The organism is Curtobacterium sp. MCPF17_046 (assembly GCF_003224295.1).
GTDB lineage: Bacteria > Actinomycetota > Actinomycetes > Actinomycetales > Microbacteriaceae > Curtobacterium.
Window position 1 is genome coordinate 161,686 of sequence record NZ_QKLB01000002.1, and the last position, 25,661, is coordinate 187,346.

General features: G+C 71.1%; 18 protein-coding genes and 1 tRNA gene. 17 read left to right on the plus strand and 2 right to left on the minus strand.

Annotated features, from left to right (window positions below; translation table 11 throughout):
- Positions 1-27: 27 nt before the first annotated feature.
- The 7 genes from trpB to DEJ32_RS02390 all read left to right on the plus strand — a co-directional run bounded on the left by trpB (position 28) and on the right by DEJ32_RS02390 (position 12,311).
- Positions 28-1,242 carry a tryptophan synthase subunit beta gene (gene trpB / locus DEJ32_RS02360; protein ID WP_110900274.1) on the plus strand — a complete coding sequence of 405 codons (1,215 nt, stop codon included), beginning with the start codon at positions 28-30 and terminating at the stop codon, positions 1,240-1,242.
- 2 nt (positions 1,243-1,244) lie between these two features.
- Positions 1,245-2,033, plus strand: coding sequence for a tryptophan synthase subunit alpha (gene trpA / locus DEJ32_RS02365; RefSeq protein WP_110900194.1), 789 nt, complete (start codon positions 1,245-1,247; stop codon positions 2,031-2,033).
- Between the two features lie 96 nt (positions 2,034-2,129).
- A complete protein-coding gene (gene lgt / locus DEJ32_RS02370) occupies positions 2,130-3,119 on the plus strand; it encodes a prolipoprotein diacylglyceryl transferase (RefSeq protein WP_110900195.1) in 990 nt (329 codons plus the stop codon).
- A 304-nt stretch (positions 3,120-3,423) separates the two neighbouring features.
- Positions 3,424-7,941, plus strand: coding sequence for a glutamate synthase large subunit (gltB, locus tag DEJ32_RS02375; protein WP_110900275.1), 4,518 nt, complete (start codon positions 3,424-3,426; stop codon positions 7,939-7,941).
- A gap of 59 nt (positions 7,942-8,000) precedes the next feature.
- Complete coding sequence (locus DEJ32_RS02380) at positions 8,001-9,458, plus strand: glutamate synthase subunit beta (RefSeq protein WP_110825044.1); 1,458 nt, start codon at positions 8,001-8,003, stop codon at positions 9,456-9,458.
- A gap of 99 nt (positions 9,459-9,557) precedes the next feature.
- Positions 9,558-11,003 carry a pyruvate kinase gene (gene pyk, locus DEJ32_RS02385; RefSeq protein ID WP_110891288.1) on the plus strand — a complete coding sequence of 482 codons (1,446 nt, stop codon included), beginning with the start codon at positions 9,558-9,560 and terminating at the stop codon, positions 11,001-11,003.
- Positions 11,004-11,171: 168 nt separating this feature from the next.
- Positions 11,172-12,311, plus strand: coding sequence for a VIT1/CCC1 transporter family protein (locus tag DEJ32_RS02390; protein ID WP_110825042.1), 1,140 nt, complete (start codon positions 11,172-11,174; stop codon positions 12,309-12,311).
- Between the two features lie 33 nt (positions 12,312-12,344).
- Here DEJ32_RS02390 and DEJ32_RS02395 read toward each other — a convergent pair whose 3' ends face one another.
- On the minus strand, positions 12,345-12,884 hold the full coding sequence (locus DEJ32_RS02395) for an HdeD family acid-resistance protein (RefSeq protein ID WP_181420560.1): 540 nt from the start codon (positions 12,882-12,884) through the stop codon (positions 12,345-12,347).
- A 105-nt stretch (positions 12,885-12,989) separates the two neighbouring features.
- Here DEJ32_RS02395 and DEJ32_RS02400 point away from each other — a divergent pair.
- The 3 genes from DEJ32_RS02400 (at position 12,990) to DEJ32_RS02410 (ending at position 14,351) form a co-directional block, all read left to right on the plus strand.
- Positions 12,990-13,069: transfer RNA gene (locus tag DEJ32_RS02400), tRNA-Leu, on the plus strand.
- 100 nt (positions 13,070-13,169) lie between these two features.
- Positions 13,170-13,775, plus strand: a complete 606-nt coding sequence (locus DEJ32_RS02405; protein ID WP_110825040.1) for an ANTAR domain-containing response regulator — start codon at positions 13,170-13,172, stop codon at positions 13,773-13,775.
- A 108-nt stretch (positions 13,776-13,883) separates the two neighbouring features.
- Complete coding sequence (locus DEJ32_RS02410; protein WP_110900197.1) at positions 13,884-14,351, plus strand: GNAT family N-acetyltransferase; 468 nt, start codon at positions 13,884-13,886, stop codon at positions 14,349-14,351.
- A gap of 13 nt (positions 14,352-14,364) precedes the next feature.
- Here DEJ32_RS02410 and DEJ32_RS02415 read toward each other — a convergent pair whose 3' ends face one another.
- Complete coding sequence (locus tag DEJ32_RS02415; RefSeq protein WP_110825038.1) at positions 14,365-14,796, minus strand: PaaI family thioesterase; 432 nt, start codon at positions 14,794-14,796, stop codon at positions 14,365-14,367.
- Between the two features lie 84 nt (positions 14,797-14,880).
- Here DEJ32_RS02415 and polA point away from each other — a divergent pair, with 84 nt between their 5' ends.
- The 7 genes from polA (at position 14,881) to DEJ32_RS02445 (ending at position 25,622) form a co-directional block, all read left to right on the plus strand.
- Positions 14,881-17,553, plus strand: a complete 2,673-nt coding sequence (gene polA, locus DEJ32_RS02420; RefSeq protein ID WP_110900198.1) for a DNA polymerase I — start codon at positions 14,881-14,883, stop codon at positions 17,551-17,553.
- A 78-nt stretch (positions 17,554-17,631) separates the two neighbouring features.
- Positions 17,632-19,311 (plus strand): DUF885 domain-containing protein, encoded by a 1,680-nt coding sequence (locus DEJ32_RS02425; protein ID WP_110825036.1) that lies wholly within the window; start codon positions 17,632-17,634, stop codon positions 19,309-19,311.
- Between the two features lie 194 nt (positions 19,312-19,505).
- Positions 19,506-20,963 carry a 30S ribosomal protein S1 gene (gene rpsA, locus DEJ32_RS02430; RefSeq protein WP_110825035.1) on the plus strand — a complete coding sequence of 486 codons (1,458 nt, stop codon included), beginning with the start codon at positions 19,506-19,508 and terminating at the stop codon, positions 20,961-20,963.
- A gap of 118 nt (positions 20,964-21,081) precedes the next feature.
- A complete protein-coding gene (gene coaE, locus DEJ32_RS02435) occupies positions 21,082-21,684 on the plus strand; it encodes a dephospho-CoA kinase (RefSeq protein WP_110900199.1) in 603 nt (200 codons plus the stop codon).
- A complete protein-coding gene (locus tag DEJ32_RS16110; RefSeq protein WP_181420561.1) occupies positions 21,681-22,748 on the plus strand; it encodes a hypothetical protein in 1,068 nt (355 codons plus the stop codon). Before coaE ends, DEJ32_RS16110 begins: the two co-directional genes overlap by 4 nt.
- 22 nt (positions 22,749-22,770) lie before the next feature.
- Complete coding sequence (locus DEJ32_RS02440) at positions 22,771-24,336, plus strand: class I adenylate-forming enzyme family protein (protein WP_181420562.1); 1,566 nt, start codon at positions 22,771-22,773, stop codon at positions 24,334-24,336.
- Positions 24,333-25,622 (plus strand): acyltransferase, encoded by a 1,290-nt coding sequence (locus DEJ32_RS02445; protein WP_110900201.1) that lies wholly within the window; start codon positions 24,333-24,335, stop codon positions 25,620-25,622. The genes DEJ32_RS02440 and DEJ32_RS02445 overlap by 4 nt, the downstream gene beginning before the upstream one ends.
- The last annotated feature ends 39 nt before the right edge of the window (positions 25,623-25,661 follow it).

The window sequence follows — 25,661 nt, forward strand, 5'->3', positions numbered from 1 at the left end:
GTGCCGGGCACTCCCGGGAGCACCACCGTGACCTCACTCCGTGACCTGCAAGGCCCGTACTTCGGCGACTTCGGCGGGCGGTTCGTCCCCGAGTCGCTCGTCCTGGCGCTCGACGAGCTCGAAGCCGCCTTCCGGGAGGCCTGGGCCGACCAGTCCTTCCGGGACGAGCTCGACACGCTCCACCGCGAGTACACCGGGCGGCCGTCGATCATCACCGAGGTGCCGCGGTTCGCGAAGCACGCCGGTGGTGCCCGGGTGGTCCTGAAGCGCGAGGACCTCAACCACACCGGCTCGCACAAGATCAACAACGTCCTCGGGCAGGCGCTCGTCGCGCGCCGACTCGGCAAGACCCGCCTGATCGCGGAGACCGGAGCGGGACAGCACGGCGTCGCGACCGCGACGGCGGCGGCCCTCTTCGGCATGGACTGCGTCGTGTACATGGGCGCCGTCGACACCGAGCGACAGGCGCTCAACGTGGCCCGCATGCGGCTCCTCGGCGCGCAGGTCATCCCGGTGGAGACCGGCTCGCGCACGCTGAAGGACGCCATCAACGAGGCCCTGCGGGACTGGGTCGCGAACGTCGACTCGACGCACTACCTGCTCGGGACCGTCGCCGGCCCGCACCCGTTCCCGGAGATGGTGCGACAGTTCCACAAGGTCATCGGCGAAGAGGCGCGTCAGCAGGTCCTCGACCGCGTCGGGCGCCTGCCGGACGTCGTCGCTGCCTGCGTCGGCGGTGGGTCGAACGCCATGGGCATCTTCGAGGCCTTCCTCGACGACGAGTCCGTCCGGCTGTACGGCTTCGAGGCCGGGGGCGACGGGGTGGAGACGGGGCGGCACGCCGCGAGCATCACCCTCGGTCGCGAGGGCGTCCTGCAGGGTGCGAAGTCCTACCTGATGCAGGACGAGGACGGGCAGACGATCGAGAGCCACAGCATCTCGGCCGGGCTCGACTACCCGAGCGTCGGACCGGAGCACGCCTACCTGGCCTCGATCGGTCGGGCGATGTACGAGCCGATCACGGACACCGAGGCGATGGAGGCCTTCCGCCTGCTGAGCCGGACCGAGGGCATCATCCCCGCGATCGAGTCCTCCCACGCCCTGGCCGGGGCGATCAAGCTCGGCAAGGAGCTCGGCCCCGACGGCGTCGTCCTCGTGAACCTGTCCGGCCGCGGCGACAAGGACGTGGCCTCCGCCAGTCGGTACTTCGGCATCCTCGACGAGACGGCGGTGCAGTCGTGAGCATGAACAAGACCGTCGCCGCGACCATCGACCGCGCGAACGACGAGCGCGCCGGTGCCGTCGTCGGGTACCTCCCCGCCGGCTACCCGGACCTGCAGACGAGCATCGACGCCGCCGTGGCCCTCGCCGAGAACGGCGTCGACGTCATCGAGCTCGGGCTGCCGTACTCCGACCCCGTGATGGACGGCCCGGTCATCCAGCGCGCCGCGGAGGAGAGCCTGGCGAACGGCTTCAAGGTCGCGCAGGTCTTCGACGCGGTGCACGCGATCACCGAGCGCGTCGACACCCCCGTCCTCGTGATGACGTACTGGAACCCCGTGCTGCGGTACGGCGTGGACCGCTTCGCGGACGACCTCGTCGCGGCCGGGGCGGCCGGCCTCATCACGCCGGACCTGATCCCGGACGAGGGCCGGCAGTGGATCGACGCCTCGGAGCGCACCGGGCTCGACCGGGTGTTCCTCGCGGCCCCGTCCTCCACGGACGCCCGGATGAAGCAGGCCGTGGATCGGAGCCGCGGGTTCGTCTACGCCGTCTCGACGATGGGCGTCACCGGTGCCCGCTCCGGCGTCGACAGCGCGGCCCGAACCGTCGTCTCGCGGCTCCGCGACGCGGGTGTCGAGCGCACGTGCGTCGGCCTCGGGATCTCGACCGCCGACCAGGTCGCCGAGGTGCTCGAGTACGCGGACGGAGCGATCATCGGCTCCGCGTTCGTCCGGGCACTGGCGGACCTCGGCGTCTCCGGCGTCGCGGAGCGTGCCGCCGACCTGTCGTCGGGTTCCGCGCGGCGCTGAGCCGGGTCGACCCGCGCTACAGTGATCGGGGCCGACCGGCCCCCGGCACCACCAGGACCGGCGACCACCAGCCCCGTGAAAGGCGACAGCACCCACATGTCCCTCCTGAGCATCCCGAGCCCGAGCACGGCGTGGCAGTACTTCGACCTGACCGCATGGCTGCAGAGCACGTTCGGCATCTCGATGCCGCTGGACTTCCGGATCCACGCGTACGCGATCTGCATCCTCGTCGGGATCGTCATCGCGGTGCTGCTCACGAACTCCCGGCTGAACGCGCGCGGTGCCGAGCGCTGGATCATCATCGACATCGCCATCTGGGCGGTGCCGGCGGGCATCATCGGCGGCCGCCTGTTCCACGTGCTCACGCACGTCGACGACTACTTCGGTCCCGGGATCGACCCGCTCTCGGTGTTCTACGTGTGGGAGGGCGGACTCGCGATCTTCGGCGCGCTGATCCTCGGGTCGCTCGGCGCCTGGATCGGCTGCCGGCAGACCGGCCTGCGGTTCTCGGCGTTCATCGACGCCGCCGCGCCCGGCGTCCTGCTCGCCCAGGCCGCCGGCCGTCTCGGCAACTACTTCAACCACGAGCTGTTCGGCATGCCGACGAGCCTGCCGTGGGGCCTGCAGATCGAGGCGACCAACCCGTCGTACCCGGCCGGCCTGCCCGAGGGCGTCCTGTTCCACCCGACCTTCCTGTACGAGATCATCTGGAACGTCGTCGGTGCCGTGGTCATCCTGCTCCTCGATCGGAAGTTCCGCCTGCAGTGGGGTCGTGTGATGGCCCTGTACCTCATCTGGTACGGCGTCGGCCGCTCCGTCCTCGAGTCGATCCGCGTGGACACGAGCGAGACCTTCGGCGGGGTCCGGACCAACGTCTGGATGTCCTTCGCCGCGATCCTGCTGGGTTTGCTGCTCTTCTGGGTGCAGTCTCGTCGTCACCTCGGCAAGGAGCCGAGCCCGTACCTGCCGGGTCGCGAGCCGCGCTCGAAGTCCGATGTAGACTCGGACGACACCTACTCGGAGCACGACACCACGACCGGTGTCGCCGATCCGGAGCCGGTCGCCATCGCAGCCGACCGACACTGAGGTCCCGACCTCTCCCGAACCCAGCACCACACCGCGATCGCGGTCCGCCACAAGCGGGCCCCACTCCTCGCACGCCGCCCGGACACCTCCTGGCGGCGAGCACGGGCACCAGTCCCGCCCGCTCGGGCGGAACGCACCACCGGGCCACCGCTGTCCCTGTTCCACTTCCTCGTGAGGACGGTTCCCCATGGCGCTCCTGCCATCTCAGCCCTCTGCAGTCCCGAACGGCGCGACGGACTCGTCGTCCCGGACCGGGCTCCGCTCGCCGCACCGACGCTTCTCGGCGGTCCCCGACGCCGCCGGGATGTACGACCCGGCGAACGAGAAGGACGCCTGTGGTCTCGCGATGGTCGCGACGCTCCGCGGGACGCCCGGGCACGACATCGTCGACGCCGCGCTCGGCGCGCTCCGGAACCTCGAGCACCGCGGTGCCGTCGGGTCGGACGCCGGCACCGGTGACGGCGCGGGCATCCTCTGTCAGGTCCCGGACGCGTTCTTCCGCGAGGTCGCGCCGTTCGCCCTGCCGGACGCCGGCCAGTACGCGGTCGGCACCGCCTACCTGCCGCTCGACGTCGACGCCCGCGCCACCGTGAAGGCGACCGTCGAGGCACTCGCGGCGGACGAGGGGCTCCGCGTGCTCGGCTGGCGTGAGGTGCCGGTCCGACCCGAGGTCCTCGGCACCCTGGCGCGTGCGGCGATGCCCGCCTTCGAGCAGGTCTTCGTCGTGTCCACGCACACGGACGAGCACGGCGCGCCGCGTTCCGGCATCGAGCTCGACCGCCAGGCGTTCCGACTCCGGAAGCGTGCGGAGCAGGACAGCGAGCTCTACTTCATGTCGCTGTCGAGCCGCACCATGGTCTACAAGGGCATGGTCACGACGCTCCAGCTCGAGCCGTTCTACCCCGACCTCAGCGACGAGCGCTTCGCGTCGCGTCTGGCGATCGTGCACTCGCGCTACTCGACGAACACCTTCCCGTCGTGGCCGCTCGCGCAGCCGTTCCGCTCCCTCGCCCACAACGGTGAGATCAACACCGTCCGCGGCAACCGGAACTGGATGCGGGCCCGCCAGTCGCAGCTCGAGAGCGAGCTCCTCGGCGACATGGCACCGCTGCTGCCGATCGTGAGCCCGGGTGCGAGCGACTCCGCCTCGTTCGACGAGGTGCTCGAACTCCTCACCCTGACCGGTCGGTCCCTCCCGCACGCGATGTCGATGATGGTGCCGGAGGCCTGGGAGAACCAGGTCGACATGGACCCGGAACTCCGCGCCTTCTACGAGTACCACTCGATGCTCATGGAGCCGTGGGATGGCCCCGCCGCGATCACGTTCACCGACGGCACGCTCGTCGGCGCCACGCTCGACCGCAACGGCCTGCGTCCCGGACGCTTCCTGGTGACCGACGACGGGCTCATCGTGATGGGCAGCGAGACGGGTGTCATCGACGTGCCCGCGTCGAAGGTGGTCCGCAAGGGCCGTCTGCGGCCGGGCCGGATGTTCCTCGTCGACACCGAGAACGGCCGGATCATCGAGGACGACGAGGTCAAGCGCGAACTCGCCGCGTCCGGTCCCTGGTCCGAGTGGCTCGAGTCCGGTCGCATCAACCTGGCCGACCTGCCCGAGCGCGAGCACATCGTGCACACCCCGGCCTCGGTCACCCGACGGCAGCGCGCCTTCGGGTACACCGAGGAAGAGGTCCGGATCCTGCTCCGCCCGATGGCGCAGACCGGGGCCGAGCCGCTCGGCGCGATGGGCTCCGACACCCCGATCGCGGTCCTGTCGCAGCGTCCGCGACTGCTGTTCGACTACTTCACGCAGCAGTTCGCCCAGGTGACGAACCCGCCGCTCGACTCGATCCGCGAGCAGGTCATCACGTCGATGGGGCTCGGCCTCGGTCCGGAGCGCAACCTGCTCACCGCCGGGCCCGAGCACGCGAAGCAGATCGTGCTCGACTTCCCGGTGATCGACAACGACGAGCTCGCGAAGATCCAGCACTTCGAGACGGCGTCCGGGCGGCACCTCACCGTGACGATCCGCGGGCTCTACCGCGTCGACGCCGGCGAGACGGCCATGGAGCAGCGCATCACCGCCGTGTGCGACGAGGTCGACGCGGCGATCGATTCCGGCAAGCAGTTCATCGTCCTGTCGGACCGTGACGGCAACGCCGAGTACGCGCCGATCCCGAGCCTGCTGCTGCTCGCCGCCGTGCACCACCACCTCATCCGCACCGAGCAGCGCATGAAGGTCGGTCTGATCGTCGAGGCCGGTGACGTCCGCGAGGTGCACCACGTCGCGACGCTCATCGGCTACGGCGCGTCCGCGATCAACCCGTACCTGGCGATGGAGACGTGCGAGAACCTCGTGCGCTCGGGCATGATCACCGGGCTCACGCCGGAGCAGGCCGTCAAGAACGTGATCAAGGCGCTCGGCAAGGGCGTCCTGAAGATCATGTCGAAGATGGGCATCTCGACGGTGTCGAGCTACGCCGGCGCCCAGGCGTTCGAGGCGGTCGGTCTCAGCCAGGAGGTCGTCGACCGGTACTTCACCGGCACGTCGTCGATCCTCGGTGGAGTCGACGTCGACGTGATCGCCGCGGAGAACGCCGAGCGACACGCCCAGGCGTACCCGCAGGACGGCGCCGTGCTCTCGCACGAGCGACTGCAGACCGGCGGCGAGTACCAGTGGCGCCGTGAGGGCCCGCCGCACCTCTTCAACCCGGACACCGTCTTCCGGCTGCAGCACGCCACGCGGGCCCGCCGGTACGACGTGTTCCGCGAGTACTCGAAGGCCGTTGACGACCAGTCCGAGCAGCTCATGACGCTGCGCGGCCTGTTCGGGTTCTCGCACGGCACGCGCAAGCCCGTACCGCTCGACGAGGTCGAGCCGATCGCGGAGATCGTCAAGCGGTTCAACACCGGCGCGATGTCGTACGGGTCGATCTCGCAGGAAGCACACGAGACGCTCGCGATCGCCATGAACCGCCTCGGCGGTCGCTCGAACACGGGCGAGGGCGGCGAGGACGTCGAGCGTCTGCTCGACCCCGAGCGGCGCAGCGCCATCAAGCAGGTCGCGTCCGGCCGGTTCGGCGTGACGAGCATGTACCTGACCCACGCCACCGACATCCAGCTCAAGATGGCGCAGGGCGCGAAGCCCGGCGAGGGCGGGCAGCTGCCCCCGCAGAAGGTCTACCCGTGGGTGGCCCGGACGCGGCACGCCACGGCGGGCGTCGGCCTCATCTCGCCGCCGCCGCACCACGACATCTACTCGATCGAGGACCTCAAGCAGCTGATCTTCGACGTCAAGCGCGCCAACCCCTCGGCCCGCGTGCACGTCAAGCTCGTCAGCCAGTCCGGCATCGGCGCGGTCGCAGCAGGCGTGACGAAGGCACTGGCCGACGTCGTGCTCGTCTCGGGTCACGACGGCGGCACCGGCGCGAGCCCGCTCAACTCGCTCAAGCACGCGGGTACCCCGTGGGAGATCGGTCTGGCCGAGACCCAGCAGACGCTCATGCTCAACGGCATGCGCGACCGTGTCACGGTGCAGGTCGACGGCCAGATGAAGACCGGGCGCGACGTGCTCGTTGCGGCCCTGCTCGGTGCCGAGGAGTACGGCTTCGCGACGGCGCCGCTCATCGTCGAGGGCTGCATCATGATGCGCGTCTGCCACCTCGACACCTGCCCGGTGGGCGTCGCCACCCAGAACCCGGAGCTCCGGGCGCGGTTCTCGGGCAAGCCCGAGTTCGTCGTGAACTTCTTCGAGTTCATCGCGCAAGAGGTGCGCGAACTGCTCGCCGAGCTCGGGTTCCGCAGCCTCGACGAGGCCATCGGACGCGCCGACGTGCTCGACGTGGACCGTGCGGTCGCGCACTGGAAGGCGTCCGGACTCGACCTCGAACCCGTCCTCAAGGGGCCGGACTTCGGGGCGGACGAGCCGCGCACCCGGCGCCGCGCGCAGGACCACGAGCTCGAGCAGCACTTCGACAACCGGCTCATCGCCGAGGCGTCCGACGTGCTCGAGCACGGCGGCACGCTGACGCTCGACCTGCCGATCCGCAACACGGAACGCGCGGTCGGGACGATGCTCGGCCACGAGGTGACGCTCCGGCACGGGGAGAACGGCCTGCCGACCGGTTCGATCGACATCACCCTCCGCGGTTCCGCGGGTCAGTCGCTCGGCGCGTTCCTGCCGGCCGGCATCACCCTGCGGCTCGTGGGCGACAGCAACGACTACGTCGGCAAGGGGCTGTCCGGTGGCGAGATCGTCGTCCGCCCGGCGGCGGACGCGGGCTTCGACCCGTCGGAGAACGTCATCGCCGGCAACGTCATCGGCTACGGCGCGACCCAGGGCAGCATGTTCATCCGCGGCATCGTGGGGGAGCGCTTCCTGGTCCGCAACTCCGGTGCCACCGCGGTCGTCGAGGGCGTGGGCGACCACGCACTCGAGTACATGACCGGCGGGCTCGCGCTCATCCTGGGCGAGACCGGCCGGAACCTCGGCGCGGGCATGTCGGGAGGCACGGCCTACGTCCGCGGACTCCGTCGCGAGCTCGTCAACACCGATGCGCTCGCGTCCGGTGAGCTCCGCCTGGAACCGCTCGACAGCGCCGACGTCGCGATCGTCACCGACCTGCTCCGCCGGCACGCCGACGAGACCGGCTCGACGATCGCCGCCGGGCTGCTCGACTCGGGCGACCTGTCCGAGTTCGTCAAGGTGCTCCCGCGTGACTACGCGGCGGTGCTCCAGACGCGTCAGCAGGCCGTCGACGAGGGCCTCGACCCGGACGGCACCGTCGTCTGGAACCGCATCCTGGAGGTCACCGGTGGCTGACCACGCGCGCACCCGCCTTCACTCCCGCTCGACCCGCACCCTCACCCAGGAGGTGACCCGTGGCTGACCCCAAGGGGTTCCTGAAGGTCCAGGAACGTGAACTGCCGGCCCGCCGTCCCGTCCCGCTGCGGCTCATGGACTGGAAAGAGGTCTACGAGCAGCAGGAGTCCGGCGCGCTCAAGCGACAGGCCGGGCGCTGCATGGACTGCGGCGTGCCGTTCTGCCACCAGGGCTGCCCGCTCGGCAACCTCATCCCGGAGTGGAACGACCTCACGTGGCGCGGCGAGGGTCGCCAGGCCATCGAGCGTCTGCACGCGACGAACAACTTCCCGGAGTTCACGGGGCGACTGTGCCCGGCTCCGTGCGAGGCGTCCTGCGTGCTCGGCATCAACCAGCCGCCGGTGACGATCAAGCAGGTCGAGGTCTCGATCATCGACGAGGCGTACCAGAACGGCTGGGTCACGCCGCACCCGCCGGAGCGCCTCACCGGCAAGACCGTCGCGGTCGTCGGTTCCGGTCCCGCAGGGCTCGCCGCCGCGCAGCAGCTGACCCGCGCCGGGCACACGGTCGCCGTGTACGAGCGTGACGACCGCATCGGTGGTCTGCTCCGCTACGGCATCCCGGACTTCAAGATGGAGAAGCGGCAGATCGACGCCCGCCTCGCCCAGATGCAGGCCGAGGGCACCCGCTTCCGTGCCGGTGTCGAGATCGGTCGGGACATCACCTGGGACGACCTGAAGTCGCGGTACGACGCGGTCGTGGTCGCCACCGGGGCGACCGTGCCGCGCGACCTCCCGATCCCGGGTCGTGACCTCGCCGGCGTGCACTTCGCCATGGACTACCTCGTCCAGCAGAACAAGGCGAACGCGGGCACCGTGGTCGACAACCAGGTCACGGCTGAGGGCAAGCACGTCGTCGTCATCGGCGGCGGTGACACCGGCGCGGACTGCATCGGCACCGCCCACCGCCAGGGTGCGCTCAGCGTGACGAACCTGGCGATCGGCAAGCAGCCGCCGCTGGAGCGCCCGTCGGACCAGCCGTGGCCGATGTTCGCCACGGTGTTCGAGGTCACGAGCGCGCACGAGGAGGGCGGGGAGCGCATGTTCCTGGCCACCACGGTGGAGTTCCTGGCGAACGAGGCCGGCGAGGTCCGTGCGCTCCGCGTCGCCGAGACCGAGTACGTCGACGGCCGCCGTGTCCCGAAGGCCGGTACCGAGCGTGAGATCCCCGCGGACCTCGTGCTCATCGCGATGGGCTTCACCGGTCCGGAGACCGACACGATCGAGCCGCAGCTGGGGCTCCCGACCACCGTGTCGGGCGCGGTGTCCCGCCAGGCGGACTACACCACGAACGAGCCGGGCGTGTTCGTCGCCGGCGACGCCGGTCGTGGGCAGTCCCTGATCGTCTGGGCGATCGCCGAGGGGCGTGCCGCCGCGGCCAAGGTCGACGAGTACCTCGAGGGGTCGACGATCCTGCCGGCTCCGGTCAAGGCGACGGACCGGGCGATCTCGGTCTGATGGTCCCCACCTCGTAGACGGGAGGCCACCGGCACTCGATAGGGTGCTGGTGGCCTCTCGTCGTTCCGCGAAGCCACCTCCACCACACGAAGGAATCCATTGAGACGCGCAAAGATCGTTTCGACGCTCGGACCTGCCACCTCCGACTACGAGGTCGTCAAGCAGATCATCCAGGCCGGGGTCGACGTCGCCCGCCTGAACCTCAGCCACGGTGACTACAGCGTGCACGAGGCCAACTACGAGAACGTGCGTCGCGCCGCCGAGGAGCTGGGCAAGCCCGTCGCGATCCTCGTCGACCTGCAGGGCCCGAAGATCCGTCTGGCCAAGTTCGCCGACGGCCCGCACGAGCTCGCCGTCGGCGACGTCTTCACGATCACGACGGAGGACGTGCCGGGCACGAAGGACGTCTGCGGGACCACGTTCAAGGGGCTGCCGCAGGACGTCAAGCCGGGCGACCCGCTGCTCATCGACGACGGCCGTGTGCGCCTCCGCGTCCTCGACACCGACGGCGTGCGCGTCCGCACCGAGGTCGTCGTCGCCGGCACCGTCTCGAACAACAAGGGCATCAACCTGCCCGGTGTCGCGGTGAACGTGCCCGCGCTGAGCGAGAAGGACGAAGCCGACCTCCGCTGGGGCATCCGCATGGGCGCGGACCTCATCGCGCTCTCGTTCGTCCGCAACGCCGCCGACGTCGAGCGTGCGCACCAGATCATGGACGAGGAGGGCAAGCGCCTCCCGGTGATCGCCAAGGTCGAGAAGCCGCAGGCCGTCGACGCGCTCGAGGAGATCATCGACGCGTTCGACTCGATCATGGTCGCCCGTGGTGACCTCGGTGTCGAGCTCCCGTTGGAGGCCGTCCCGATCGTGCAGAAGCGCGCGGTCGAGCTGTCCCGCCGCATGGCCAAGCCGGTCATCGTCGCGACCCAGATGCTCGAGTCGATGATCTCGTCCCCGATCCCGACACGCGCCGAGACGTCCGACGTCGCGAACGCCGTCCTCGACGGTGCCGACGCGGTCATGCTCTCCGGTGAGACGAGCGTCGGTGAGTACCCGGTGGAGACCGTGCGCACGATGGCCCGCATCGTCGAGTCGACGGAGGACCACGGCCTCGAGCGCATCGCCCCGCTCGGCACGAAGCCCCGCACGCTCGGTGGCGCGATCACCCTCGCGGCGGTCGAGATCGCGGAGTTCACCGAGGCGTCGTACCTCTGCGTGTTCACCGAGTCCGGTGACTCGGCCCGCCGCATGTCCCGCCTGCGCCACGGGCTGCCGATCATCGCCTTCACCCCGAACGAGACGACGCGTCGTCGTCTGGCGATGACGTGGGGCGTGCGGTCCTACCTGGTGGACCGGAAGACCCACACCGACGAGCTCTTCTCCCAGGTGGACGACGTCCTCATCGGCAACGGCCTCGCCGTCCCCGGCGACCGGGTCATCGTCACGGCCGGCTCGCCTCCCGGACTCGAGGGCTCGACGAACGACCTGCGCGTGCACCGGGTGGGCGACGCGCACGCCGAGGCGGCACCCGCCTACGTCCGCGACTGAGCACGGTCGCGTCGGTCCGTGACCGACACGACCCGGAAGGCCGTCACCCACCAGGGTGGCGGCCTCCGCCGTCCCGGGCGGGAGGCACGACACCCGTCGGGCGCGGTCCGCACGCGGGTACCGTTATCCGGTCCACACCGACCGGCACGAGCACGTGAGGAGCGTCGCATGGGTGATCCGAGCCTCCGGACCGACACCGCGTCCCGGTCCCGCGCCGACGTGCAGCGGTGGCGCCGGTACCTCGCCGACGAGCGTGCCGAGGCGGCCGTCTACCGGAACCTCGCCTCGCGACGCACCGGCGAGGAGCGCGAGATCCTCGTCGCCCTGGCCGAGGCCGAGGGGCGTCACGAGCAACACTGGCGCGACCTGCTCGGGGACGACGTCGGACGACCGCTGCGGGGGAGCCTCCGCACCCGGGTGCTCGCCGCGCTGGCGGCGCGGTTCGGGTCGGTCTTCGTGCTCGCCCTCATGCAACGCGCGGAGGACCGCTCGCCGTACGCGGACGATGCTGACGCGACCGCGCAGATGGCGGCCGACGAGCGGATCCACGGCGAAGTCGTCCGCGGGCTGGCGAACCGCGGGCGGATGCGCCTGTCCGGCACCTTCCGCGCGGCGGTGTTCGGCGCCAACGACGGACTGGTGTCGAACCTCGCGCTCATCATCGGGGTGAGCGCCTCCGGGGCGGACCGGCACTTCGTCCTGCTCAGCGGCATCGCGGGCCTGCTGGCCGGTGCGCTGTCCATGGGGGCGGGGGAGTACGTGTCCGTCCGGTCACAGCGGGAGCTCCTCGACGCATCGACCCCGCATCCCGAAGCACAGCGCGCGGTCGCCGACCTCGACGTGGACGCGAACGAGCTCGCGCTGGTCTACCGGGCGCGCGGGATGTCCGAGGACGAGGCCGCAGCCCACGCCGACGAGGTCCTCGCCGCCCTACTGGCCGGCCCCGCGACCGGCGGGGTGCCGGTGGTGCGGAGCCGCTCCGCGCTGCCCCGCCCGGTCGGCACCGAAGGGGCCGACGAGCACGAGGCGGTCGGCACCGGCACGAGCGCTGCGCTCTCCAGCTTCTGCTTCTTCGCCTCCGGCGCGGTCATCCCGGTCCTGCCGTACCTGGTCGGGCTCGACGGCTGGGCCGCGATCGGGGTGGCCTCGGCGCTCGTCGGCCTCGCGCTGCTCGGCACCGGTGCCGTGGTCGGTGTGCTCAGCGGAGCGTCGCCGCTCCGACGGGCGCTCCGACAGCTGGGGATCGGCTTCGGCGCCGCCGCCGTGACGTACGTCCTCGGTCTGCTCTTCGGGACCGGGTCGGCCTGACGCAGCCCCGCCGCCGGGCTGCGTCGATCCGGTTCAGCGCCGGGCGGAGGCGCGCGCGGGCAGGAGGAGCAGCGCCGCGCTGCCGACGCCGACGAGGGTGATGCCGGCCAGGACGGTGAAGACCTCGAGGGCGAGCGTCGGGGCGAGCAGCACCGCGACGCCGCAGAGCAGCGACAGCAGCCCGCTCACGACGGACGGCACCCGGGAGGAACCGGGGTGCCCGACGAGGGCACCGACGAGCGCCGCGACGCCCTCGACGAGGAACCCGACCCCGGCCAGGACCGCGTAGACGACGAGCGGTACCGCGGGGTCGACGAGCGTGACGAGTCCGGCGATCCCGACGAGGGACCCGACGACGCCGGAGGTCCAGCGCCAGACGGTCGACGTGCCGTGTCCCCGCGCGGCCGCGAAGACCCGCATGGCCCCGGAGACGACGAGGTACACCCCGAAGAGCAGCGCGACGAGCACCAGTGTCGGCCGCGGCCACACGACGGCGACGATGCCGGCGACGATCGCGACGGCGCCGGTGACGATGACGAACGCCCGGAACGTGCGGACGGCGCGTGAATCCACCGTGGCTCCTCCTGACTGGACTGCCGGACCTCCGACCGTACCGTGCGGCGAGGGCGCCGGTCCGGGCGGGGCGTCGTCGCGGTGGCTGCTACGCTGGCTCCGCTCGCGAGTGTGGTGGAATGGTAGACACGGGGCACTCAAAATGCTCTGCCTCTGGCGTGCGGGTTCGAGTCCCGCCACTCGTACTCGGTCCGCTCGGCCGGTCCCGTCAGGTGCCCGATCGGACCCGCTGGGGATCGCGTCCGGATGCCGCCGTCCGATCGCGCGTCTAGTAGGCTCTTCGTCGTGAGTGACACAGAAGCAACCGCAGCCGCACCCCGTCGCGTCGTCGTCGCCGAGGACGAGTCGCTCATCCGTCTCGACATCGTCGAGATCCTCCGCGACAACGGGTTCGACGTGGTCGGTGAAGCCGGAGACGGCGAGACCGCGGTGCAGCTCGCCACCGACCTGCGTCCCGACCTCGTGATCATGGACGTCAAGATGCCGCAGCTCGACGGCATCTCCGCGGCCGAGAAGCTGTCGAAGAACCACATCGCCCCGGTCGTCCTGCTCACGGCGTTCAGCCAGAAGGAACTCGTCGAGCGTGCGACCGAGGCCGGCGCGCTGGCCTACGTGGTGAAGCCCTTCACGCCGAACGACCTGCTCCCCGCGATCGAGATCGCCCTCTCGCGGTACCAGCAGATCATCACGCTCGAGGCCGAGGTCGCGGACCTCGTCGAGCGCTTCGAGACCCGCAAGCTCGTCGACCGCGCCAAGGGCCTGCTCAACGAGAAGATGGGCCTCACCGAGCCCGAGGCCTTCCGCTGGATCCAGAAGGCGTCCATGGACCGCCGGCTCACGATGCACGACGTCGCCAAGGCGATCATCGAGCAGCTCAGCGCGAAGAAGTAGTCCCACCAGCCACCCCACGGAAGGCGCCGTCCGGAGCGGACGGCGCCTTCCGTGCGTCCGGCGTCATGCGGTCCTCGCTCCGGCGGCGCCAGCTGGCAGGCTGGGCACATGGACGACGTGGTGATCCGGACCTCCCGGTCGGAGGACATGGCGACGGTGGCCGACCTGCGGTGGCGGTGGCGGGTGGACGAGGACGGCACGGCCCCGGCCGGGACGCCCGAGGCGTTCCGCGAGGCCATGACGGCCTTCGCGCTCGCGCACTCGGAGACGCACCGGTGCGTGGTCGCCGAGCTCGACGGGGTCGTCGTCGGCATGGCCTGGCTCGCGATCGTCGCCCGACCACCGACCCCGGACCGCCCGGAGCGGTGCACGGCCGACGTGCAGACGGTGTACGTCGCACCCGAGGCCAGGGGCCGCGGTGTCGCGCAGCGGCTGGTCCGTGCGGCACTCGACCTCGCCGAGGAGGTCGGTGCGGAGCGGACGACCGTGCACTCGAGCGTCGCCGGCGAGACGCTGTACCGGCGGCTCGGGTTCGGGGACGCCCGACTGCTGCTCCAGGCGCCGCCCGAGGACTGACCGACCGCGGGGTTCAGCGAGCGTCGCGGATGATGTTCGTGATGCGCACGGTCGAGCAACGACGGCCCTCGTCGTCGGTGAGGACGATCTCGTGCGTCGTGAGGGTTCCGCCGAGGTGGATCGCGGTGCACGTGCCGGTCACACGGCCGCTCGTCGCGCTGCGGGAGTGCGAGGCGCTCAGCTCGATGCCCATGGCGTACCGACCGGGGCCGGCGTGGATGTTCGCCGCCATCGAGCCGAGGCTCTCGGCGAGGACGACGTACGCGCCACCGTGCAGGAGCCCGACCGGCTGGCGGTTGCCCTCGACGGGGATGCTCGCGACGGCACGCTCGGCGGAGAGCTCGGTGAAGACCATGCCCATCTTCTCCGCGAGTTCGCCCATGCCGCGGTCGGCGTACTCGGCGAGGCCCTCGGGGGAGCCGGTGGTGGTGGTCGCGTCGGTCATGCGTGCTCCTCGGGCGTGGTCCTGCCCGCCGTCCTCGGAGCCGGCCCGGGGCCGGCCGTCGGGGGCCGTCGGTAGGCTGTCCGGGTGTCGGACTCCGCAAAGCCTACCCTCATGGTCATCGACGGCCACTCGCTCGCGTTCCGGGCGTTCTACGCCCTCCCGGTCGACAGTTTCGTGAACCGCGAGGGGCAGCACACGAACGCCATCCACGGCTTCATCTCGATGCTGCTCATGCTCCTCCAGCGCGAGAAGCCGACGCACCTGGCGGTCGCGTTCGACATCTCCCGGTTCTCGTTCCGCACCCGGGAGTACGAGGACTACAAGGGCACGCGCTCCGAGACCCCCGCGGAGTTCAAGGGCCAGATCCCGCTCCTGCAGCAGGCGCTCGAGGCGATGGGCATCACCACCGTCACGAAGGAGGACTTCGAGGCCGACGACATCCTCGCGACCCTCTCGAAGCAGGGCGCCGACCAGGGGTACCAGGTGTACGTCGTGTCCGGCGACCGCGACTCGATCCAGCTCGTGAACGACGACGTCACGCTGCTGTACCCGTCCGTGCGCGGGGTCTCCGAGCTCACCCGCTACGACCGCGACAAGGTGTACGAGCGCTACGGCATCGAGCCGCACCAGTACCCGGACATCGCCGCCCTCGTCGGTGAGACGAGCGACAACCTGATCGGCATCGACAAGGTCGGCGAGAAGACCGCCGTCAAGTGGATCACGCAGTACGGCTCGCTCGACGGCGTGCTCGAGCACGCCGACGAGATCAAGGGCGTCGTCGGCAACAACCTGCGCGAGCAGAAGGACAGGGCGATCCGGAACCGGAAGCTGAACCGGCTCGTCACCGACGTCGAGTTGCCGGTCGGTCCCGCCGACGTCGCCCTCCGACCGCTCGACGAAGCCGCGGTCCGCGAGCTGTTCGCGACCCTGCAGTTCCGCACGCTGCTCGACCGCGTCTTCAAGGTGGTGGGCGGCGGGGACGCGGCCGACGCCGTCACCACCGACGGCACCGTCGAGGACGCCGGTCCCACGCCGCCGCCGGTGAAGACCCTCATCGACGAGGAACTCGGTCACTGGCTCGAGCGGAAGGACGCCGCGGACGCCGAGAACGGGTACGGCGTCGCGGTCGAGGTCATCGACGGTCGTCTGAGCGCGATCGGCATCGCCACCCACGACGACGCCGTCCTCGTGCCGGGCGGCAGCGGGGCGCTGGACTACGAGCAGTTGGCCACGTGGTTCGCCTCGGACGCCCCGAAGCACTTCCACGACGCGAAGGCCGCGATCAAGGCGCTCGGGACCGCGGGGTTCACGATCGCGGGCGTCGCAGGGGACGCCCGCATCACCGGTTGGCTCGCGAACCCCGGCAAGCAGGGGCAGCCCCTCGCGGACCTCGTGTACCAGGAACTGGGCGAGGAGCTGCCGACCGCCGACCCGAACCAGCTCGTCCCCGAGACGGAGCCGGTCAACGTCGGCGTGCACGCCTGGTACGTGCTCCGCGTCACCACGGCCCTGCGTGCCCGCATCGACCCGAGCTCGCTGACGGTGCTCGACGACATCGAGCTCCCGCTGACGGCGGTGCTCGCGCGGATGGAGACCACCGGCGTCGGGATCGACCGACCGGTGCTCACCGGGCTCTCCCACGAGCTGGGGGAGCGCGCCGCCGAGCTCGCGCAGCAGGCCTTCGCGGAGATCGGGCACGAGGTCAACCTCGGGTCGCCGAAGCAGCTGCAGGAGGTCCTGTTCACCGAGCTCGCGATGCCGAAGACCCGGAAGACGAAGACCGGGTTCTCCACGGACGCCGCGAGCCTGGCCGACCTGCAGGAGCAGCACCCGCACCCGTTCCTCGGACTGCTGCTGCAGCACCGCGACGCCACGAAGCTCCGGCAGATCGTCGACACCCTCGACGCCGCGGTCGTCGACGGTCGCATCCACACCCGGTACGAGCAGACCGGCACGAGCACCGGACGTGTCTCCTCGACGGACCCGAACCTGCAGAACATCCCGGTGAAGACCGCCGTCGGGCGCCGCATCCGGTCCGCGTTCGCCGTCGCCGAGCCGTACACGACACTGCTCACGGCCGACTACTCGCAGATCGAGATGCGGATCATGGCGCACCTGTCCGGGGACGCCGGCCTGATCCAGGCGTTCAACGAGGGCGAGGACCTGCACCGGTTCGTCGGCGCCCGCGTCTTCGGCGTCGAACCGTCCGACGTCAGCCCCGAGATGCGCACCAAGGTCAAGGCGATGTCCTACGGCCTGGCGTACGGCCTCAGCGCGTTCGGGCTCTCGAAGCAGCTCCGCATCGAGCAGAGCGAGGCCCGCACGCTCATGACGGAGTACTTCGCCCGCTTCGGCGCCGTGCGGGACTACCTCCGGAACGTGGTGGAGCAGGCCCGCGAGGACGGGTACACCGAGACGATCTTTGGCCGTCGTCGACCGTTCCCGGACCTGAAGAGCCCGAACCGGGTGCTCCGCGAGAACGCCGAGCGTGCCGCCCTGAACGCGCCCATCCAGGGATCCGCGGCGGACATCATGAAGATCGCGATGCTCGGGGTCGACGCAGACCTGCGCGACGGCGACCTCGGCTCCCGGCTGCTGCTGCAGGTGCACGACGAACTCATCCTCGAGGTCGCGCCCGGCGAGCAGGAGCGCGTCGAGGAGATCCTCCGGACCCGCATGGGCGGTGCCGCCGAGCTGAGCGTGCCGCTCGACGTGTCGGTCGGCGTCGGCCGGAACTGGGAGTCGGCGGCGCACTGACCGTGGCGCACTGTCCGTCGGACCGCCCGCCGCTCGCCTCCGGTGACCGGGGGAGCGGGGCTGGGTAGGGTCGACGACATGAGCGATGACCGTCCCGTCCGCCAGCCGTCCGCCGTCGACCAGGTCGCCGAGCAGTGGGTCACCACGCTCGTCGAGCTCGACCCGACGGTCGCCACGTACATCGGTGTGCCCGGGCGCACCGACTCCTACGGCGACACGTCCCCGGCGGGTGCCGCGGCCCTCGCCGACGCCGCTCGCGCCGCCCGCCGTGCACTGGACGCCGCCGACGCCCGCGACGACGTCGACCGGGTCACGAAGGCCGACCTCGGATCCGAGCTGGACCTGACCGTCGAGTCGTACGAGCGGAGGCTGCACCTCCGGGACCTCAACGTCATCCAGAGCCCCGCGCAGTCCCTCCGGGACGTGTTCGACCTCATGCCGACCGCCACGACGGACGACTGGCAGGACGTCGCCGGACGTCTGCAGGCCCTCCCGGACGCCCTCGAGGGGTACCGGGAGACGCTGCTCGAGGGCACCCGCGAGGGCGTCACCGCCGCGAAGCGCCAGGTCGAGCTCATCGCCGAACAGGCCGGCCGGAACGGCGCACCGGACGGGTTCTTCCGGCAGCTCGTCGACGGCGCCGCGCTCGAGGGCGGGGCGCCGGTCCCGGAGCAGCTGCGCGCCGAACTGACGCGCGGGGCCGAGGTCGCCGCGGCCGCCTACCGGTCCTTCGGCGCCTTCCTGCAGCACGACGTCCTGCCGCTCTCGACCCCGGTCGACGCGGTCGGTCGCGACGACTACGCCCTGCACTCCCGCCGGTTCCTCGGCGCCGTCGTCGACCTGGACGAGACGTACGAGTGGGGCATCGAGGAACTCGCCCGGATGCGCGACGAGCAGGAGCGGATCGCGGACCGCATCGAGTCCGGCGCGAGCGTCGCCCGCGCGATCGAGGTCCTCGACGCCGATCCGTCGCGGGTCCTGCACGGCACGGACGCCCTCCGCGCCTGGATGCAGGAGACCAGCGACGAGTCGATCCGGGCGATGGACGGCCGGTACTTCGACATCGCCGACCCGATCAAGCGCCTGGAGTGCCGGATCGCGCCCACCCAGGAGGGCGGTATCTACTACACCGGCCCGTCGGACGACTTCTCGCGCGCCGGGCGGATGTGGTGGTCCGTCCCGCAGGGCGTCACGGAGTTCGGCACCTGGCGGGAGAAGACGACGGTCTACCACGAGGGCGTCCCGGGGCACCACCTGCAGATCAGCCAGGCCGTGTACAACCGCGGCGAGCTCAACACCTGGCGGCGCCAACTCGCCGGTCCGTCGGGACACGTCGAGGGCTGGGCGCTGTACGCCGAGCGGTTGATGGAGCAGCTCGGGTTCCTCGACGACGACGGCGACCGCCTCGGCATGCTCGACGGTCAGCGGATGCGCGCGGCCCGCGTGGTCCTCGACATCGGGGTGCACCTGCAGAAGACCAACCCGGACGGCGGCGGCTGGACGTGGGAGTACGCGCTCGACTTCATGGGGCGGAACGTCAACATGGACCCCGCGTTCGTGCAGTTCGAAGTCGCGCGCTACTTCGGGTGGCCGGGTCAGGCCCCGTCGTACAAGGTCGGGCAGCGGGTCTGGGAGTCGATCCGGGACGACGTGGCCGCCCGCGAGGGGTCGTCCTTCGACCTCAAGGCGTTCCACCACCGCGCCCTGGCACTCGGCGGCGTCGGGCTCGACACGCTGCGGAGTGCGCTCGTCGGCTGACCGTGACACGCCCGGTTGTGGGCGCCGGTCCCGCTGGATAGACTTGTGCGGCGCAATCCGCGCCAACAACACACACCGCCACGGTGGCTCGCACCGGGTCCGACAGGTCGCACGACCTGCAGGACCGGATCGCGGACCGGGGGTCGCTCCCTCGCCGCCTGGCCCGACTCATGTCCGTTCGGAGCAATCTCTACATGACAACCACCACGACCAAGGCTCCCAAGCAGGTCGCCATCAACGACATCGGCTCGGCTGATGACTTCCTGGCCGAGGTCGAGAAGACCCTGAAGTTCTTCAACGACGGAGACCTCATCTCCGGCACCGTCGTGAAGATCGACCGCGACGAGGTCCTCCTCGACGTCGGGTACAAGACCGAGGGTGTCATCCCCTCGCGCGAGCTCTCGATCAAGCACGACGTCGACCCCAACGAGGTCGTCAACGTCGGTGACGAGGTCGAGGCCCTGGTCCTCCAGAAGGAGGACAAGGAAGGCCGCCTGATCCTGTCGAAGAAGCGTGCACAGTACGAGCGTGCATGGGGCGACGTCGAGAAGATCAAGGAGTCCGACGGTGTCGTGACCGGTACGGTCATCGAGGTCGTCAAGGGCGGTCTCATCGTCGACATCGGCCTCCGCGGCTTCCTCCCGGCCTCGCTCATCGAGCTGCGCCGTGTCCGCGACCTGACGCCGTACCTCGGTCAGGAGCTCGAGGCGAAGATCCTCGAGCTCGACAAGAACCGCAACAACGTGGTCCTCTCGCGCCGCGCCCTGCTCGAGCAGACGCAGTCCGAGTCGCGCACCACGTTCCTCAACAACCTCCACAAGGGCCAGGTCCGCAAGGGCGTCGTCTCGTCGATCGTCAACTTCGGTGCGTTCGTCGACCTCGGCGGCGTCGACGGTCTCGTCCACGTCTCCGAGCTCAGCTGGAAGCACATCGAGCACGCCAGCGAGGTCGTCGAGGTCGGTCAGGAAGTCACCGTCGAGATCCTCGAGGTGGACCTGGACCGCGAGCGCGTGTCGCTCTCGCTCAAGGCCACGCAGGAAGACCCGTGGCAGGTCTTCGCCCGCACCCACGCGATCGGTCAGATCGCGCCGGGCAAGGTCACGAAGCTCGTGCCGTTCGGTGCGTTCGTCCGCGTCGCGGACGGCATCGAGGGTCTCGTGCACATCTCGGAGCTCTCGAACAAGCACGTCGAGCTCGCCGAGCAGGTCGTGTCCGTGGGCGACGAGGTGTTCGTCAAGATCATCGACATCGACCTCGACCGTCGCCGCATCTCGCTCAGCCTCAAGCAGGCCAACGAGGGCGTCGACCCGGAGAGCACCGAGTTCGACCCGGCGCTCTACGGCATGCCGACCGAGTACGACGACAAGGGTGACTACAAGTACCCCGAGGGCTTCGACCCGGAGACGAACGAGTGGCTCGAGGGCTACGACACCCAGCGCGAGGAGTGGGAGCGTCAGTACGCTGCCGCCCAGGCCCGCTGGGAGGCCCACAAGGCCCAGGTCGCCAAGTCGCTCACCGAAGAGGCGCAGGGTGGCTTCGACCTCCCGGCCGCTGCCTCGTCGTCGTTCACGAGCGAGACGACCGGCGCCGGCACCCTCGCCGACGACGCGTCCCTCGCGGCACTCCGTGAGAAGCTCAGCTCGACCAACTGAGCACCGCTCGATCGACTGATCGAGTCGCACTGACCGGAGCCCGGTCCTGATCGTCCCGCACGGGGCGGTCGGGCCGGGCTTCCGGCGTTCGTGGAGCCGTCCGTGCCACGCTGTCGTCGTGCGCATCATCGGACTCACGGGCGGCATCGCCGCGGGCAAGTCGACGGTCTCCAGGCGGTTCGCCGAACACGGCGCGGTGGTGGTGGACGCCGACCAGCTCGCACGGGACGCCGTCGCTCCGGGCAGTGCTGGCCTCGCCGCGGTGCGGGAGCGGTTCGGCCCCGCGGTCGTGACGGAGGAGGGCGAGCTCGACCGTCCGGCGCTCGGCGCGATCGTGTTCGCGGACGCCGCCGCCCGGAAGGACCTGGAGGGCATCACCCACCCGGAGGTGTGGCGTCTCGCGCAGGAGCGGTTCGACGCCGCCGGGGCCGCGGACCCCGACGCGGTCGTCGTCTACGACGTGCCGCTCCTGGCCGAGGCGGCCGGCGCACGCCCCCTGCGCTTCGACGCCGTCGTGGTCGTCGACGCCCCGGCCGCGGTCCGGGTCGAGCGGCTCGTCGAGCACCGTGGCATGGCGCGTGCGGACGCCGAGCGGCGGGTCGCCGCCCAGGCGTCGGACGCGGTCCGTCTCGCCCTCGCCGACCACGTCGTCGACGCGACCCGCTCGGTCGAGGACACGATCCGCTCGGCGGACGAGGTCTGGGCCCGACTCGTCCGATGAGGGCTCATCACCGCCTGCTCGTCGTCGCGGTCCTCGTCCTGGTCGCGATCGGTCTGGCCTCGCTCGTCGGCGCGAACGTGCTCGGCGGGCAGCGGGTCGCCGAGGGCGGGCGGCCGGGGTTGCCGCACCGCACGCTCGGCCCCGAGGAGACGCCGCACGACGTCTTCCACCGCTTCCGTCTCGGCTCCATCGACGGCGAGCGGTTGTCGCCGAACCGGAACGACTTCGCCGCCCGGACCACACCGGACGGTCCGCTGCTGCTGTTCCTGCCGGCCACGCGGTCGAAGCCGGCCGAGTACCAGCGCTTCCTGACGACGGCGCTGGGCGACGGGTACCACGTGCTCGGCCTCGACTACTGGAACCTCGGCAAGACACTGTCCGCGACGTGCGAGGCCGATGCGCGCTGCTACGGACAGGTCCAGCGGAACCGGTTCGACGGCACCCGGAGTTCGGAGTACAGCAGCGTCACCCCGGCGGGCTCGATCGTGTCGCGGTTCCGGGACGCGGTGGCGCACCTGGACGAGGTGGACCCCGACGGCGGCTGGGGGCGGTTCGTGCAGGCCGACGAGGACATCACCTGGGGGGACATCGTCGTCGCCGGCCACTCACAGGGCGGAGGCGAGGCCGCGTACATCGCCCACATCCGGCCCGTCCTCGGTGCCCTGATGTTCGCTGCGCCGGTGGAGTCCGTCGGTCCCGTCCACGCGGCCTGGATGGACCGCCCCGGCCGGACCCCGGCGACCCGCATGTACGCGCTCGACGACGTCCGCGACTCCTACCGACCGCGGATCGCCGGTTCGTGGACGGCGCTCGGGCTCGCGGGACGGGGCGGCGCCGGTGGCACGGGCGAGCCCTGGCGGACCCGGACGGCTCCGCCACGTCCCGGGGCCGACCCGCACGCGATCCTGACCAGGCTGCCCGGCGGTGATGCCCGCCACGCGCACTCCCGGGTGGTCAAGGACACGACCCCGCTCGACGAGCACGGCGACCCGCACATGCTCGCGTTGTGGCAGTGGTTGCTACACCGGTTCCCCACGCCCGACGTTCCCTCCGCGCGGTCATAGGCGACGGAAATACGATGGGACGGTGCAGCACGACGGCGGTCCCTCCTCTCCCACCTCCCCGGGCGTCCCCGACAGCGGGGCCGACCCGGCGACCGCGGTCGGTGGACCGCCGACGCTGCCCGGGCTCGCCGACCTCGTCCGCCGCCGAGCCGAGCAGGACGGCGACCGCTCGTACCTCGAGGACGCCCGCTCGGACCGCGTCCTCACGTACCGTGCGCTGCACGACGCCGTGACCGCCTGGTCGCGCACCTTCGACGCGATCGGGATGCCGGCCTCCGGCGGTGTCCTCGTCGACGTCAGCGACCCGCTCGCCTTCGCCGTCGTCCACCTCGCCGCGGTCGCCTCCGGGCGCCGGTCGGTCCCGGTCGACACCGGCCAGCCGGCCACCGAACCCGCTCGGCTCGCAGCCCTCCTCGGGGGTGCGGTCATGGTCGTCTCCGACCGTCCGGAGGACGCGACCGTCCCCGGGGCGCCGGCCGCCGGTGTGGACGCGGCCACGTACCTCCCGACCGGGGTGCGTGACGGCGACGTGGCGGAGGGTGTGCCGGACGCTCCCGGACAGGGCTCGGTCGTCCTGTTCACCTCCGGGTCGACCGGGACGCCGAAGGGCGTCGAGCTGCCGGAGTCACAGCTGCTCGCCGTCGCCCACGCCGTGGCGGAGCACAACCGGCTGACCGAGCACGACCGCGGGTTCAACTCGCTGCCGCTGTTCCACGTCAACGCCGAGGTCGTGGGCCTCCTCGCCACCCTCGTCGCCGGCGCGACGCTCGTGCTCGACCGCCGGTTCCGACGGACCGGCTTCTGGGAACTGCTCGAGGAGCGCCGGATCACCTGGCTCAACGCGGTGCCCGCGGTCCTCGCGGTCCTCGCCAAGACCGGTCCGTTGGCGTTCCCGGGGACGCTCCGCTTCGTCCGGAGCGCGTCGGCCCCGCTGCCCGACACGGTGCGCGCCGCCCTCGGGAACGTCCCGCTCGTCGTGAGTTGGGGCATGACCGAGGGAGCCAGCCAGATCACCGCGACGCCGCTCGGCGCACCGGCGCGGCCTGGTTCCGTCGGACTGCCCGTCGGTTCCGAGGTGCAGGTCCGCGGCGAGGACGGCGCGGTGCTGCCGGCCGGCGAGATCGGTGCGCTCTGGGTACGGGGACCGGGCATCGTCCGGTCGTACCTGGGTGGACGCGCGGCCGACCGGTTCGACGCCGACGGGTGGCTGTCGACCGGGGACCTCGGGTCGATCGCACCGGACGGCTGGGTGTCCCTCGCGGGCCGCTCCGACGACGTCATCAACCGCGGCGGCGAGAAGGTCTACCCGTCGGAGGTGGAGGACGTCCTGCTGCGTGACCCTCGCGTGCTCGAGGCCGTCGTGGTCGGGCGGCCGGACGACGTGCTCGGTGCCGTCCCCGTGGCCTACGTCATCGCGCAGGAGGACGTCGACACCGCGGGCCTGCTCGAGGACCTCGCGGCGCTGGCGGAGTCCGCCCTGACCCGGTTCCGTCGGCCGGCCGAGATCTCCCTGGTGCCCGACCTCCCGCGCGCCCCCACCGGCAAGGTCCAGCGGGCCCGCGTCCGAGCGATGGCCGAGTCACGGTGAGCGCGCGTCCCACACCGACCGGGCACGACGCCGCGAGCGCAACGACCGGCACGAGTGCGACCGCCACCGATGCGGCCGGCACCACTGCGGCCGACAGCACTGCGGCCGGCGCCACTGCGGCCGACACCACGGGCACGACGACGGGTGTGCAGACGCCGACGCGGACGGCGTCCGGGCGCCCGCGCCACCTGTACGAGGTCGACGTGCTGCGCATCCTCACCTTCGCCTGCGTCATCGGCGTCCACACGACGAGCCACACGGTCGCCTCCGACGACGTCGGGCTCTACGCCGTGCTCGGCCTGCTGCACTTCACCCGGCTGGTCTTCTTCTCGCTGACCGCGTTCGTCCTGGTGTACAGCTGGTCCCTCCGCCCACGGCCGCTCGCGCAGTTCTGGCCCCGCCGCTTCCTGCTCGTCGGCGTGCCGTACCTGGCCTGGTCGTTCGTGTACGTCGTGGCGGCCTGGCTCATCGACGGGACGACCCGTGGGGACGTCCCGGCACTCGTGACGACCGCAGCCGAGGGGATCGTCACCGGGACGGCCTGGTACCACCTGTACTTCCTGCTCGTGACGATGCAGGTGTACCTGCTCCTGCCGGCGATCGTCTGGTTGGTCAGGGTCACCCGGCGGCACCACGTCACGCTCCTGGTGGTCTCGTTCGTCGTCCAGCTGGCCGTCTTCGCCGCCTACAAGTACGAGCCGCACTCGATCGACTGGTTGCACGGCTACCAGAAGCAGTTCTTCTTCTCGTACGTGTTCTTCATCGTGGCGGGTGCCGTCGCCGCGGACCACGCCGATGCGTTCCTGCGCTTCATCCGCGAGCACCGACGGGCCGTCCTGTGGGCGTTCGCCGGGGCCGGTGCCGTCACGCTCGGGGTCTGGTGGGTGCAGGTCGGCCTCGGGCAGTCCCTCTACGCCGCCGGCACTCCGCTGCAGCCCGTCCAGGTGCTGTGGAGCACCGCGGTCTTCGTCGGGTTCCTGACGATCGGCGCCGCGTGGGCGGACCGCCGCCGCGCCGACGGCGCACTGGCCCGGGTCGTCGACTACGCCTCGGACCGGTCGTTCGGGATCTTCCTCAGCCACCCGTTCGTGATCTGGATCCTGCTGTACGGGGACAGCTGGCTCGAAGCCGTGGTGCCGAAGCCGTGGCTGACGCTCGTGACCGTCGTGCTCGTCCTCGTGCTGTCGGTCGCGGTGACCGAGGTGTTCCGGTGGACGCCGCTCAGCGTGCCGCTCACCGGTCGCCCGTCGCGCGCACGACGGCGCGTCGCGCGCACCGCCGCCTGAGCAGCCCTACCGGTCAGGGGTGCTGTGGGCCTCCCGGCC

Excerpts from the sequence above, each read along its gene's own strand:
- DEJ32_RS02415 (WP_110825038.1), bottom strand. The coding sequence starts at position 14,796 with ATGACCGACGCGACCACCACCACCGGCTCCCCCGAGGGCCTCGCCGAG.
- DEJ32_RS02410 (WP_110900197.1), top strand. The coding sequence starts at position 13,884 with ATGGACGACGTGGTGATCCGGACCTCCCGGTCGGAGGACATGGCGACG.
- trpA (WP_110900194.1), top strand. The coding sequence starts at position 1,245 with ATGAACAAGACCGTCGCCGCGACCATCGACCGCGCGAACGACGAGCGC.
- lgt (WP_110900195.1), top strand. The coding sequence starts at position 2,130 with ATGTCCCTCCTGAGCATCCCGAGCCCGAGCACGGCGTGGCAGTACTTC.
- DEJ32_RS16110 (WP_181420561.1), top strand. The coding sequence starts at position 21,681 with ATGAGGGCTCATCACCGCCTGCTCGTCGTCGCGGTCCTCGTCCTGGTC.
- DEJ32_RS02425 (WP_110825036.1), top strand. The coding sequence starts at position 17,632 with ATGAGCGATGACCGTCCCGTCCGCCAGCCGTCCGCCGTCGACCAGGTC.
- gltB (WP_110900275.1), top strand. The coding sequence starts at position 3,424 with ATGTACGACCCGGCGAACGAGAAGGACGCCTGTGGTCTCGCGATGGTC.
- rpsA (WP_110825035.1), top strand. The coding sequence starts at position 19,506 with ATGACAACCACCACGACCAAGGCTCCCAAGCAGGTCGCCATCAACGAC.
- DEJ32_RS02390 (WP_110825042.1), top strand. The coding sequence starts at position 11,172 with ATGGGTGATCCGAGCCTCCGGACCGACACCGCGTCCCGGTCCCGCGCC.